Consider the following 14,588-nt stretch of genomic DNA (forward strand, 5'->3'; position numbering starts at 1 on the left):
GCACAAAAAATCCCGTAAGGAATTCATCTTACGGGATTTTTATGTTAAATGCTTTACTATACAAAGCTTAACGTCATGCGCTTAGCGCTAAACGTTATACCTAGAAAGTATATCTAAATCCTAGACCAAATCTTCCAGCATTAAAATCGCTGTTGTTGTCGCCAATGTAAAGTCTAGGTCTCCAATCTAAAGCCAATGCCAATGGTGCACCAGAGAATTTATAGTCTAAACCAACCATTGGAACAAGGTAAAAACTAGAACCGCCATCATACAATTGAACAGACGGACCACCACCTAAATACCAGTCTAAACCTTTTGCACCGCGGATAGATGAATTGTATTGAATGAAACCTTGAATAACGGTTGAATTTCCACCAAACAATACATCTCCCTGAATGGCCGCCTTAGGGCTGAAATGGTGTCTGATTGAAGGACCTACCAATGTAGCGCCGTCTCCGAAGTCAATACCTAAGCCTAATCCGGTTTTGTAGTTTTGGGCTTTAACGTTTGTTGTACTAAGGGCAAATAATGCAATGCATCCTAAAATTGTAAATAACTTTTTCATAATTTAAATGTTTTGTAAATAATTATCAGCCTAACAACTTTAATGCCGTTTCTGTTTTTTCGGTAAAAATTTTAACCTGATAAAAAACAATGCTTGCATAGTAATTTTGTAATCGCTAAGTTTATTAAAAATATTTTAACGGAAAGTAAATACGGCATTTCACTCATTGCCAAGTATTATTTTCATTAATAAATACACATAAAGTAATCATCTTTATGTTTGATTTTTTTAATTTAACCAAATAATATACAGTTCATATGGCGGCAGAAATTAAACGGGTTTTTGATCTTTTAAAGTATAGCCTCGAAAATCCTAAGCAGGAATTTATCAGCGGAAAAATTAACGGGAAATGGATAAATTATAGTACAGTAGATTTTTGCAATGCTGTAGATAACTTAAGCCGTGGACTAATTAAACAAGGTATTGGGAAAGGGGGCAGGGTTGCTGTAATGTCTCACAACCGGCCTGAATGGAATATTGCTGATTTTGCTGCCAGCCAGATCGGGGCTTACCAGATCCCCTTATATCCAACTTTAGCCGAGCATGATATTCAATTTATCCTAAAAGATGCAGAAATAGCCATAATTTTTGTAGCTGACGAAGAATTGTATAAAAAAATTAAACCTTGTGCCGATGCCATAAATCCTGATATTAGGATTTATACTTTTAACGAAGTTACAGCAACCGAAAACTGGAATACCTTAATCGAACTCGGTAAGGCAAGTACGGATATTGACCTGGAAGCCTATCATTCAAATGTGGAGCCAGATGATGTTTTGACCTTAATTTATACTTCAGGTACAACAGGAACGCCCAAGGGAGTAATGCTAACGCATAATAACTTAGTCGCAAATTTTGTAAACTCGGCTGTAGTTATGCCCGAGGGGGTTAACAAAAGTTTAAGTTTTCTGCCTTTATCGCACATTTTTGAGCGGATGATCATTTATCTATACCTGTTTAATTATACAGGGATCTATTATGCAGAAAGTATGGAAACTATTGTTGCCGATATCCAGCATGTAAAACCTAATGCCTTTTCTACTGTTCCAAGGCTTCTTGAAAAAGTGTACGATAAGATCATGGAAAAAGGAAAGGCATTAACCGGGATAAAAAAAGGAATTTTCTTTTGGTCGGTAGCCTTGGCCGAAAAATATACCATCAATGCAGGTGCCTGGTACAATTTCAAGCTGGGTATTGCCCGTAAACTGGTGTTCAAAAAATGGAAAGAAGCTCTGGGTAGAGAAATCGTGGTCATCGTATCTGGAGGTGCCGCCCTCAATCCGCGATTGGCGAGGATTTTCTGGGCAGCTGGTATGCCTGTGTTTGAGGGTTATGGATTGACCGAAACCTCGCCTGTAATTACCGTTAATCATTTCGGCGGAACCATGTTTGGTACCGTTGGTGAGGTAATTAAAGGTGTGGAAGTTAAAATTGCCCCTGATGGGGAAGTATTGACCCGCGGACACCAGGTGATGAAAGGTTATTATAACCGTCCCGACTTAACTCAGGAGGCTATAGATCAGGATGGATGGTTTCATACCGGAGATATTGGTGAGTTGGTTGATGGCCGCTTTTTAAGAATTACCGACCGTAAAAAAGAGATGTTTAAAACAGCTGGTGGTAAATATGTTGCCCCGCAAATGCTGGAGAATAAATATAAAGAATCGATTTTTATCGAGCAGATTATGGTTCTGGGCGAAAATAGAAAATTTCCTTCTGCACTGATTGTTCCTAATTTCGAAACCTTAAAAACCTGGGCAGGAAGAAAGGGCATTAATTTCAGCTCAAACGAAGAGATCATTAAAAACGAGCAGGTGCTCGCTAAATATAACGAGGTTATTGAAGCGGCAAATGTGGATTTTGGTAAATGGGAACAGGTAAAGCGATTTGCACTATTACCTAAAGAGTGGAGCATAGATGGGGGCGAGCTAACGCCAAAATTAAGTTTGAAAAGAAAAGTGATTACCGAAAAAAACAGTGAAATAATTGAAAAAATCTATCGGGATGCAGAAAACTATAAAGCCCCTCACTAATTATAAAAAATCAGCAATATACCTAAGCATGATGTTTTTATTGGCTGGTTGTGTAACCGGACAATTGGGTAAAAATAATAGTGGCGAATATAAAAACGGCATGGTGGTTTCAGCCCATCCGGAAGCATCTCAGGTAGGTATAGATATCTTAAAAAAGGGAGGAAATGCAGTTGATGCGGCTGTTGCTGTTCAGTTTGCCCTGGCAGTGGTTTATCCTAATGCGGGAAATATCGGGGGAGGCGGTTTTATGGTTTACCGCAGTTCAACCGGAGAAATAAATGCCCTGGATTTCAGGGAAAAAGCAGCGAAGGCAGCTGCCCGAGATATGTATCTGGATGCAACCGGCAATCCAATTGTAGATAAAAGCCTTTACGGCCATTTAGCTGCGGGGGTACCAGGATCGGTAGATGGTATGGTAGAGGCGCATAAGAAATATGGAAAGCTTTCCTGGGTGCAGGTAATACAGCCAGCAATAGATCTGGCTCAACTTGGTTTTAAAATTACCAAACGGCAGGCCGGTGAATTGAACGGTTTGCATAGAAAGTTTATGGAGTTTAACCCAAATGGAACGGCATTTGTAAATTTGGAAAGCACCTGGCAGGAAAATGATGTGTTGGTACAAAAAGAGCTGGCCAATACTTTAAAACTGATCCAGGAGAAAGGCAGAGCCGGTTTTTATGAAGGGGCTGTGGCCGATTCGCTTGCAGCCGAAATGCAGCGCGGAAAAGGGCTTATTACAAAAGAAGATTTAAAAAATTATCACGCCATTTGGCGCAAACCTATAACCGGGAATTACAGGGGCTACAAAATTATTACCATGCCACCTCCTTCCAGCGGAGGTATTGCCCTGATCCAGTTGCTTCAATCTGTAGAACCTTATCCGCTTAAAAAATGGGGACATAATGCCGATTCAACCATACAGGTAATGGTCGAGGCAGAAAGAAGGGTATACGCCGATCGCGCAAAGCATTTGGGCGATCCTGATTTTTATGCCGTTCCGCAACAGCAGTTATTAGATGCTGCGTATAATAAAAACCGGATGGCAAACTTTAGCTGGGCCTCTGCAACTTCAAGTAGTGTTGTGTCAGCCGGTGAAATAAATGGCAAAGAACATGAAGAAACCACGCATTTCTCTATTATAGACCGTGATGGAAATGCCGTTTCCATTACCACCACTTTAAACGGTTCTTATGGATCGTTGGTGGCCGTAAAAGGAGCAGGTTTTTTGTTGAACAACGAAATGGACGATTTTTCAGTTAAACCAGGCGCACCAAATATGTACGGCTTGGTTGGCGGCGAAGCCAATGCGATAGCCCCGAATAAAAGAATGTTGAGCTCCATGACGCCGAGCATTGTGGAGAAAGACGGAAAATTATTTATGGTGGTAGGTACACCTGGAGGTTCCACCATTATTACTTCTGTATTCCAAACCATTATTAATGTAATCGATTTCGATATGTCTATGCAATCGGCCGTTAATGCTAAAAAGTTTCATCACCAGTGGTTGCCGGATGAAGTGTATGTAGAAAAAGATGCTATTGACAGCTTATCAATATCGAAGTTGAAGGCAAAAGGTTATAAAATTTTACAGCGAGACCCAATTGGCAGAGTTGATGCCATCTTAAGGACCAAATGGGGGAATTATCAGGGTGGTGCCGACCCAAGGGGTGATGATAAAGCCATTGGCTGGTAGCCATTTCGGCTCTATTCATTAATTTTCTATTGTATCAAATTATCTACGTATTAACTGGGCATAATCTGGTGCATGATATGATCAATAATGGTAATACTCAACAATGGACCTCATAATTGCCTTTGACTATTTTAACGTGAGCTGTGGGTCTTAATTTTGCCGACATGCATGAACGTTTCGCTAAGCCAAAGTAGAAAATCTTCGTTCTCAGCATCACCAGCCTAACATCCCGATTGCTTGCTATCGGGATTCGGGAAGCACAATCAAAGCCCACTCCCTGCCTTTAACAGACAAATTTTCAGCTGGCGTTTTTTGTTTCTTTCAAAAAGAAAGAAGCCCATCCGGCCAGGACAAATAGAATGCTCAATTAACATAAAAACACAGTTGTTATTATCGCAAATGATCTTTTAGATTCATAGTTCACATTATTTAACAGAGGTTTCGTTTGCGCAAATTTCTGTTGATAAGTTAATAAGTATTTTTACCTCGTTATATTTTTGGTATGGCTATTGTAAAGATTATGAGACGCTATTCAACGTTAAACAGAAAATTATGAAACTACAATTATCTAAAGCCCTACCAGTTGCAATTGCTGGTTTATTAATCGGGTCGGTTGCTTCAGCTCAGGAAAGTCCGGCAACTTCAACTACAACATTAAGAACATGGTCTATTGGAGTAAACGCTGGTGTGCTAACGCCATTATCACCACTGGGCGGAAAAAATGATTTCAGTAATAACAAATCAAGTTTGGGATATGGCCTATACATTAAAAAACAGTTTACACCTTATTTCTCTCTACGTTTAGATGGAGTTCGCGGTAAATTAAAAGGCGATAACTCAGAACCCTATGAAAGTGGTTTGGTAAACAACGCTCCGGTAAAATCTTTTGATACAGACTTATCTTATTCAGGAAGTTTAAATGCTGTTGTAAACATGTTTAATATCGATATGTTTAAAAAAGAAAATACATTACAGCTTTATGCTTCTGCAGGAGCGGGTATTGCTGCTTACAAACCCACCATCACTACAGCAGCAGGAACTTCAACATTTGGTGGTGGTGATAATATCCACGAACTGATCATTCCTGTAGGTTTAGGTGCGAAATTTAAAATTTCTGATGCCGTAAACTTTGATCTTGGTTGGACAATCAACTTTGTTGATGGCGATAACTTAGATGGTTACTATAAAAATGGAAACGATAAATACAACTATGCTTATGCAGGTTTAGAGTTTGCTTTAGGTAGTGGGAAACAACTGGCTTTCCATAATCCGGTAGCTTTAACTTATGATGAAGCCCTAAAGGCAAAACAAACTGCAGAAGGTTTACGGTCTGAATTGAATGCCCAAAAAGCTGATAATGCAAAGCTACGCTCAGAACTTAACGATGTATTAAAAGATTCAGATGGTGATGGCGTTGCTGATAAATTGGATAAATGTCCGGATACACCATCAGGTACCGTTGTGGATGGTGCTGGTTGCCCGTTAAAAACTCCTGAGAAAGTAGTAGAAAAAGTTATCGTAACAGAAGAAGACCGTAAAGTAGTTAATGAAGCGATTAAAAACTTAGAGTTCGATTTAGGTAAAGCTACTATTCGTTCTAAATCTTATGCTTCATTAAATAGGGTCGCAGCATTATTGATACAGAAAAACTTTAGCTTAAAATTAGCTGGTCATACCGATAATACAGGATCAAAAGAACTAAACCTGCGTTTATCAAAAGAAAGAGCAGAATCTGTTAAAGCATACTTGGTTTCTCAAGGTGCCAACGCTTCACGTATTGAAGCTACAGGTTACGGCATGGGTCAACCGATTGCAACTAACAAAACAGCAGCGGGACGTCAACAAAACCGTCGTGTAGAGTTTACACTTTACTAAGTTGTTTTTAAACAATATTAAAAAGTCCTGGTGAAAATCAGGACTTTTTCTGTTTATGGCGTTTTATGTATGGTTGCTAGCTGATTTGGTTAATGGCTATAAATGCGGGTTGTCATCCTGAACGTAGTGAAGGATCTTTATTAAGTTAACTTAGTGCAATAGAATTCTGAACGAAATGAAGAATCCCTAAACAAAGTCGTCACTCTGATTCGAGCCATCGGATTTATTTCAGGTCTTGTAAATAAAAAGGATGCTGACCACGCAGTAGCTACAAGACAATTGAAAATGCTAGTGCTACTTTTAAAACAAGTTCAGCATGAAGATTGCGTTGGAAAAAGGTTAAATGAATCAAAAAGTATAAATGTTAATCGACCTTAGATCATTGAACTCAACTTATTTCAGTGATACAATCACCTTTTTAATCTCGCTTAAATCGTTCATCTCAAAATCCGGCGATTGCGGGTAAAAGCGTTGATAAATAATTTTATCATCTTTACTGTCGTATACACTTATGATTTTATCGTTATCGCGCTGCGTATAAACCACATATTTAATAGGAGCAGCGTTACTTAGGATTAAACTATCCAGTGCTTCATACGATACAAACTTAAGTTTATAATTATAAGGTTCGGCAATAATTCCTGATGGTGGTAAGAGAGCTAATCTCGAAGAAAAAACCTCCTTAATATATTCGGGTACATACAGCGTTTCTTTTGCCAGTTCCGGCAAACGCACTCTATTGTAAAATTGGTAATCTAAATTACAATTTTCGCTGGCGAGCAATCCATCGTTTATTTGTTTTAAATAACCGGTTAAAAAGCCTGGCGACCAATTATAGAAACTGGCTTTATTATAGAAATGAGATAAAATATTATTTTTTATTCTTCGTTTCGTGCCATATTGCTGATCTTGTGTTTCAACGAGGAAATTGGTACTCGGATCAGCAAAAAGCGCTACTGCCGCCAATAAAATTTCTTCTTTTACCTTAGGCTTTTTAGACGGTGTTATTAACTTCAGCGCATAAATAATATTTGTATTGTTGATGCTGTCTAACTTTTCGGTATAAGCATCAAAATAAAAAAGTGAATAATTGGCAAGCGTATCATAACGTGCCAACTCTTCAGGTTTAATTATTTTATATGGTGTGATTTTCCAGTTTTTTTTAATGGCCTGCTCAAATTTTTCCAATTCAGCATAGTCATTATACTGAAAGGTAAATAAAGTGGTTGTTTTTTTGAAAACCTCTAGCTTTTGACTGTTTAGAAGAGATTTTCCAAAATAGGCAACCTGGCTTTTTCCAATAGCGGTCCATAAAATAAAAAAACTAAACAAGAGTATTTGCTTTACTTTAAACATATTCTGCGGTTTAATTTTGTGTATGGCTATGATAAGAAAAAATTGACAAATATTTTGAATTTTTCTATTGCATTAACAAAATACATTCATTAGCTTTGTTATGCAAGCATAATAAATTAGTGAAAATGAAGCAACAACAAACCATAGATTACCATATTAAGTTTGCCTGGCAAAATATGTTTAATAAGTATAATCAAATGGCTTCCAGTTTCGGGATTACACAGGCTATTGGTTATATGCTTATTAATATAGATGATGTTGAAGGCACTGCGGTTTCAAATTTAGCTGGCTTGCTTGGGGTTAAAGCAACTAGTTTATCTCGTATGCTGAATAATATGGAAGAGGCAAACCTTATTTTTCGGGAAACATCTGTAGGGGATAAACGTTCGGTAAAGGTTTTTTTGACTGATTTTGGTAAAGAGAAAAAACAGTTGGCCAAGGGGGTTGTTCGGAAATTTAATGAGTATCTTGATGAGCATTTTTCAAAAAAAGAAAAAGAGACCTTTATCAACCTCCTGATTAAATTGAATGACATAACAGTAGCCTATACTGTAGATTAATAAATATATTAATGAAATCTGTTTGACAAGGACTGTATAAAATGGTTCGTCAGACTAATGAAAAGCAAATAGATGATGAAACGAAGCATTAATAAAGTTGCAGTTTTAGGGTCGGGTATTATGGGTTCGCGTATTGCATGCCACTTCGCCAATATTGGCGTTGAGGTATTGTTGTTGGATATCGCACCAAAAGAACTCAGCCCCGAGGAGCAGGCAAAAGGATTAACATTGGACAACCCCATTGTAAAAAACCGGATTGTAAATACTGCTTTGCAAACGGCCGTGAAAACAAATCCATCTCCGGTCTACTCAAAAAAAGCCTTAAATAAAATCAAAACCGGAAACTTCGAAGATGATATGTCTAAAATCGCCGGTTACGACTGGGTAATTGAAGTGGTTGTCGAAAACCTGGATATTAAGAAAAAGGTTTTCGAACAGGTAGAGCAATTCCGTAAACCGGGCACCTTAGTTACATCAAATACATCTGGTATTCCAATTCATTTAATGGCTGATGGAAGAAGCGAAGATTTTAAATCGCATTTCTGCGGGACACACTTTTTTAATCCGCCACGTTATTTAAAGCTACTGGAAATTATTCCTACGCCACATACAAAGCCGGAAATTGTTGATTTTCTGATGCAATATGGTGATAAGTTTTTAGGGAAAACAACTGTTCTATGTAAGGATACCCCGGCGTTTATCGCCAATAGAGTGGGTGTTTATTCGATTATGGCACTTTTGCATCTGGTCGAAGAATTAGATTTAACGGTAGAAGAGGTTGATAAATTTACAGGGCCGGCATTGGGCAGACCAAAATCTGCCACATTCCGCACATCAGATGTTGTAGGTTTAGATACCATGATCAAAGTGGCCAAAGGGCTTTATGACAACTGCCCTGATGATAAAGCACACGACTTGTTTAAGCTTCCTGCATACGTGCAAAAAATGGAAGAAAATAAATGGCTGGGCGATAAAACCAAACAGGGTTTTTATAAGAAAACCAAAACTGCTGACGGAAAAACTGAAATTCTTGCACTCGACTTAAAAACATTAGAATATAAGCCTCAGCAGAAGGTCAAATCGGCGACTTTGGAAATGACCAAGCCGGTGGAAAACCTTCGTGAGCGCATGAAGATTTTTGCTAAAGGAAAAGATAAGGCAGGCGAATTGTTCCGCCATTCTTCATTTGGTTTATTTGAATATGTATCAGATAGAATCCCGGAAATTTCTGATGAATTGTATCGTATTGATGATGCGATGCGGGCTGGTTTTGGCTGGGAACTCGGTCCTTTCGAATTGTGGGATGCCGTTGGCGTAAAAGAAGCCATCGAGGGGATGAATCAATATGGCAATAAAGCGGCAGCCTGGGTACAGGAAATGCTGGACGCTGGAAATACGTCATTTTATAAAGTAGAAAACGGGGTTAAAAAATATTACGATATCCCTTCCAAAAGTTATAAAGCGCTACCAGGAACAGAAGAGTTTATCATTCTGGATAACCTGCGCGAAAATAAAACGCTTTGGAAAAACTCTGGTGTTTCCATTATTGATCTCGGTGATGGCATTCTGAATGTAGAATTTCATACTAAAATGAATACCATTGGCGGTGACGTGATTTCGGGAATCAATAAGGCCATTGATATGGCAGAAAAAGATTACCGTGGTTTAGTTATCGGCAATGATGGCGCAAATTTTTCTGCCGGTGCCAACGTAGGGATGATTTTTATGATGGCGGTAGAACAGGAGTGGGATGAATTAAACATGGCGATCAAAATGTTCCAGAATACGTCAATGCGCATCCGATATTCTTCTATTCCGGTTGTGGTAGCCCCGCATAATTTAACCCTGGGCGGAGGCTGTGAATTTAGTTTACATGCTGACCATGTTCAGCTTTCTGCCGAAACCTATATGGGCCTGGTTGAATTTGGGGTAGGTGTAATTCCTGGCGGTGGCGGTACCAAAGAGTTTGCTTTGCGTGCTTCTGATGAGTTTAAAGACGATCAGATTGTGCAGAATGCCCTGAAAGATCGTTTCCTGACTATCGGTATGGCCAAAGTCTCCACTTCAGGTTACGAAGCTTATGAATTGGGCTATCTGCAAAAAGATAAATTCTCGATCTCAATGAACCGCAACCGTTTACTGGCCGATGCAAAAGCAAAAGCGATTGAGCTTGCAGATGCCGGTTATACCAAACCAGTACAACGGAACGATATTAAAGTATTAGGAAAGCAGGGATTGGGAATTGTTTATGCTGGTGCAAATAGTATGTACGCAGGGCATTTCATCTCCGAACACGATAAAAAAATCTCTGAGAAACTGGGCTATGTAATGTGTGGTGGTGATTTATCTGCACCAACAGAAGTAACCGAACAGTATCTGTTAGATTTGGAAAGAGAGGCGTTTTTATCCCTCGCAGGAGAAAGGAAGTCGTTAGAACGGATTCAGAGTATCATTACAAAAGGGAAACCATTGAGGAATTAGATGTGAGATAGGAGACATTAGATTTGAGACAGTAGACATTAGATTTGAGACAGTTTGCATCGTTCATAGCATCAGCAATAATAGAATATGAATAATTTAAAAGAGTTAAAAATTTGGAATAAGGCTATTAATTTAGCTGTTGATGTTTACAAAGCAACATCAACCTTTCCAACTGATGAGCGCTTTGGCTTAACCAGTCAATCTCGAAGGGCAGCTATCTCAATTCCATCTAACATTGCCGAAGGTGCCGGAAGAAATTCAGTCAAAGAATTTAATAATTTTTTAGGGATAGCTAATGGATCTTCTTATGAATTGCAAACTCAATTGGTAATCGCTAACAAACTTGCTATTCTCGAATCTGAAATTTTGAATCCTTTACTTGATCAAATTGATGAACTACAAAAAATGACTTATGGTTTTCAGCAGATGCTGAATAAGAAAATTAATAAAAGGACATGAGATATGAGACACTAGATTTTAGAAGGTATCGGTCTCAAATCTAATGTCTCACATCTAGTATCTCAAAAAATAATAATCGATTTGAATTATTGGTTTGGACAGGGCTCAAATCTAATATCTCAAGTCTCAAATCTCAAAAAAATGGAAGCATATATTATAGCCGGATACCGTACAGCAGTGGGTAAAGCACCCCGTGGCGTATTCCGTTTTACAAGAGCTGATGATTTGGCCGCAGAAGTAATCAGGGCTTTGGTGGCATCAGTCCCAAATTTAGATAAAGAACAGATTGACGATGTAATAGTGGGTAATGCTACGCCAGAGGCAGAACAAGGGCTAAATATTGGCCGTATGATTTCGCTAATGGGACTGGATACCGATAAGGTACCGGGTGTCACCGTAAACCGTTACTGTGCCTCGGGGTTAGATACGATTGCTACTGCAGTTGCCAAAATTAAAGCTGGTATGGCCGATTGTATAATTGCCGGGGGTGTAGAGGTGATGAGTGGAATGCCTTTTGGTGGCTGGAAACTGGTGCCAAATGCAGAGGTGGCCAAAAACAATCCAGACTGGTATTGGGGAATGGGTTTAACCGCCGAAGCCGTAGCTAAAGAATATAATGTAAGCCGCGAAGATCAGGATGCCTTTTCGTTAAAATCTCACGAAAAAGCGATTCATGCCATAAAAAATGGTCATTTAAAAGATGGAATCCTGCCGATAACGGTAAATGAAAACTATCTGGATGACAACCTTAAAAAGAAAACCCGATCTTACGTGGTTGATACTGATGAAGGGCCACGTGCAGATACAACGCTGGAAAAGTTAGCGAAACTGAAACCTGTATTTGACGCAGTAGGTAGTGTAACTGCAGGTAATTCCTCGCAAACATCAGATGGTGCTGCATTCGTTCTTGTCGTGTCTGAAAAGAAAATGAAAGAATTAAATGCCGAACCAATTGCGAGGTTGGTTAGTTATGGTATTGCAGGCGTTCCACCACGTATTATGGGCATTGGTCCTATTGAGGCGATTCCAAAAGCTTTGAAGCAAGCCGGATTGAAAAAGGAAGATATTGATTTAATCGAACTGAATGAAGCCTTTGCCTCACAATCGTTAGCGGTAATCAGGACATTGGATTTAAACCCAGATGTGATTAATGTAAACGGTGGAGCAATTGCCCTGGGGCATCCACTTGGTTGTACGGGAGCAAAACTCACTGTGCAGATCATGAACGAGTTGAAGAGGCAGAACAAAAAATACGGAATGGTAACCATGTGCGTAGGAACCGGGCAAGGGGCCGCAGGAATTTTTGAACTTTTATAGACGTGAGAAGCTAGATATGAGATTTGAGACAATGCGGTTCGATCAAAAAATCTCAAATCTCACATCTAATATCTCAAAACTCATACAAAAATGATTTGAGTTTGAATTTGAGCAGGTCTCAAATCTCAAATCTCATTTCTCAAATCTCATAACAATGGAAACAACTGAAAAAAAGACAATTAAAGGTGGCGAATTCTTAATTAAGGATACCACTTATCAGGAAGTATTTATACCTGAAGAATTTGACGAAGAGCAGCAGATGATTGCACAAACTTGTCGCGATTTTCTGGCAGCTGAGGTTTATCCCAATTTAGAAAAAATCGACAAGCAGGAAGATCCTGAACTCATGCCAACACTGTTAACCAAAGCCGGCGAGCTGGGTATTCTTGGTGTTTCCGTACCGGAAGAATATGGCGGTTTCGGAAAAAATTTCAATACTTCCATGTTGGTTGCGGATGTGGTAGGTGCAGGCCATTCTTTTGCCGTTGCACTTTCTGCCCATACTGGAATTGGTACATTACCGATTTTATATTATGGCAACGAAGAACAAAAATCAAAGTATATTCCTAAACTTGGTTCGGGTGAATGGAAGGCAGCTTATTGCTTAACGGAACCAAACTCAGGTTCGGATGCAAACTCAGGAAAAACAAAGGCTAAATTGAGCGATGATGGTAAACACTACATTATCAATGGTCAGAAAATGTGGATCACTAATGGTGGTTTTGCTGATGTTTTTATCGTTTTTGCTAAGATAGACGACGATAAAAACTTAACTGCATTTATTGTAGAGAAAGATTTCGGCGGCATTACCATGAACCCGGAAGAACATAAAATGGGGATTAAGGGTTCTTCAACACGTCAGGTTTTCTTTAACGATTGCCCGGTACCTGTTGAGAACATGTTAAGCGAGCGCGAAAACGGATTTAAAATCGCAGTAAATATTCTAAACATTGGCCGTATTAAATTATCTGCGGCAGCTATCGGAGCATCGAAGGCAACTTTAAATATTGCCATTAATTATTCTAACGAACGGATTCAGTTTGGCCGCCCGATTTCGAAGTACGGTGCCATTCGTTTTAAAATTGCAGAAATCGCATCTAAGCTTTATGCGGTTGATGCGGCAAATTATCGTGCAGGGCAGAATATTGATGATACTTATGATCAATTGGTTGCAGGTGGAATGGAATCTGGCAAAGCTAGATTAAAGTCTGTTGAACAATTTGCAGTAGAGTGTGCCATTTTAAAGGTTTGGGGTTCTGAAGCTTTAGATTACACGGTAGATGAAGGTGTGCAGATTTATGGGGGTATGGGTTTTAGTGCCGATGCACCTATGGATAGGGCCTACCGCGATGCCCGCATCAACCGTATTTTTGAAGGTACAAACGAAATTAACCGCTTGTTAACGGTTGATATGATGCTGAAACGAGCCATGAAAGGTGAGCTGGATTTGATGACGCCTGCTACAGCAGTTGCCGCCGAGCTGATGAGTATACCTGATTTTGGTGAAGAAGATGACACCTTATTTGCTGCAGAGAAAAAAGTACTTTCTAATCTGAAAAAAGCAACGTTAATGGTAGCTGGTGCTGCGGTTCAAAAATTGATGATGACCCTGAGTAAAGAACAGGAAATTTTAATGAACATTGCCGATATGGCCAGTTATGTCTATGTACTGGAATCAGCTTTGCTGAGGACGGAAAAATTAGTGCATATACGTGGTGAAGAAGCATGTGCAGGTCAGCTGGATTTATTGCGGATTTACATGGTAGAAGCTGTAGATGGTATAGCCAAAGCAGGAAAAGAAGCGCTTTGGGCTTTTGCAGAAGGCGATGAACTGCGCATGATGCAGGTTGGTTTACGCCGTTTTACCAAAGTTGAACCTTTTAATGTTAAAGATGCCCGTCAAAGAGTTGCGCAACAACTGATTGAGGCAAATAAATATACCTTTTAAGTTAGAAGGCTGAAAGGCGGAGGGTTTAAGGATTGGGTACATCACCTGAACCTTAAACCCTTTTTTATTTTGCAGCGATCCATAACATGCTTTGGCAAGAAACATCTATTCTGTTTGGGTGCAAATACCTATCCCAACATTTTCACAGACTCCAGAAAAATCGTAGTTGCAAGGAGGCACGACGAAGCAATCTATCATGCTAATTAATGATGCTTTCTTAAAGATTGCTTCGTCGGCTGAAGAAGCCTCCTCGCAATGACGATCTCTCTATTAGGATGTCTCTTTCATAAAAATGAAGCCT

At 39.3% G+C, this 14,588-nt stretch carries 10 protein-coding genes; 8 read left to right on the plus strand and 2 right to left on the minus strand.

The window, feature by feature from the left end; all coding sequences use genetic code 11:
- Nucleotides 1-100 precede the first annotated feature (100 nt).
- Entirely contained in the window at nt 101-565 is a 465-nt protein-coding gene (locus ACIQXP_RS20840; RefSeq protein WP_293743137.1) for a hypothetical protein, read from the minus strand.
- Between the two features lie 257 nt (nt 566-822).
- Here ACIQXP_RS20840 and ACIQXP_RS20845 point away from each other — a divergent pair, with 257 nt between their 5' ends.
- The 3 genes from ACIQXP_RS20845 to ACIQXP_RS20855 all read left to right on the plus strand — a co-directional run bounded on the left by ACIQXP_RS20845 (nt 823) and on the right by ACIQXP_RS20855 (nt 6,166).
- Nucleotides 823-2,598 (plus strand): AMP-dependent synthetase/ligase, encoded by a 1,776-nt coding sequence (locus ACIQXP_RS20845; protein ID WP_293743138.1) that lies wholly within the window; start codon nt 823-825, stop codon nt 2,596-2,598.
- Nucleotides 2,570-4,291, plus strand: coding sequence for a gamma-glutamyltransferase (gene ggt, locus ACIQXP_RS20850; RefSeq protein ID WP_387507457.1), 1,722 nt, complete (start codon nt 2,570-2,572; stop codon nt 4,289-4,291). Before ACIQXP_RS20845 ends, ggt begins: the two co-directional genes overlap by 29 nt.
- Nucleotides 4,292-4,843: 552 nt before the next feature.
- Nucleotides 4,844-6,166 (plus strand): DUF6089 family protein, encoded by a 1,323-nt coding sequence (locus ACIQXP_RS20855; RefSeq protein WP_387507459.1) that lies wholly within the window; start codon nt 4,844-4,846, stop codon nt 6,164-6,166.
- Nucleotides 6,167-6,559: 393 nt separating this feature from the next.
- Here ACIQXP_RS20855 and ACIQXP_RS20860 read toward each other — a convergent pair whose 3' ends face one another.
- Nucleotides 6,560-7,522: a hypothetical protein gene (locus ACIQXP_RS20860; protein WP_387507461.1), complete on the minus strand. Its 963-nt coding sequence runs from the start codon at nt 7,520-7,522 to the stop codon at nt 6,560-6,562.
- A 125-nt stretch (nt 7,523-7,647) separates the two neighbouring features.
- Here ACIQXP_RS20860 and ACIQXP_RS20865 point away from each other — a divergent pair, with 125 nt between their 5' ends.
- The 5 genes from ACIQXP_RS20865 to ACIQXP_RS20885 all read left to right on the plus strand — a co-directional run bounded on the left by ACIQXP_RS20865 (nt 7,648) and on the right by ACIQXP_RS20885 (nt 14,287).
- On the plus strand, nt 7,648-8,082 hold the full coding sequence (locus ACIQXP_RS20865) for a MarR family winged helix-turn-helix transcriptional regulator (protein WP_090986686.1): 435 nt from the start codon (nt 7,648-7,650) through the stop codon (nt 8,080-8,082).
- 75 nt (nt 8,083-8,157) lie between these two features.
- The gene (locus ACIQXP_RS20870) at nt 8,158-10,563 is read left to right on the plus strand and encodes a 3-hydroxyacyl-CoA dehydrogenase/enoyl-CoA hydratase family protein (RefSeq protein ID WP_387507538.1); all 2,406 of its coding nucleotides are present in this window, start codon (nt 8,158-8,160) and stop codon (nt 10,561-10,563) included.
- 87 nt (nt 10,564-10,650) lie between these two features.
- Nucleotides 10,651-11,022, plus strand: coding sequence for a four helix bundle protein (locus ACIQXP_RS20875; protein ID WP_293743142.1), 372 nt, complete (start codon nt 10,651-10,653; stop codon nt 11,020-11,022).
- 141 nt (nt 11,023-11,163) lie between these two features.
- Nucleotides 11,164-12,339, plus strand: a complete 1,176-nt coding sequence (locus tag ACIQXP_RS20880; RefSeq protein WP_090986680.1) for an acetyl-CoA C-acyltransferase — start codon at nt 11,164-11,166, stop codon at nt 12,337-12,339.
- Nucleotides 12,340-12,493: 154 nt separating this feature from the next.
- Complete coding sequence (locus ACIQXP_RS20885) at nt 12,494-14,287, plus strand: acyl-CoA dehydrogenase family protein (RefSeq protein WP_387507464.1); 1,794 nt, start codon at nt 12,494-12,496, stop codon at nt 14,285-14,287.
- The last annotated feature ends 301 nt before the right edge of the window (nt 14,288-14,588 follow it).

This window comes from Pedobacter suwonensis, from assembly GCF_044762335.1.
GTDB lineage: Bacteria > Bacteroidota > Bacteroidia > Sphingobacteriales > Sphingobacteriaceae > Pedobacter.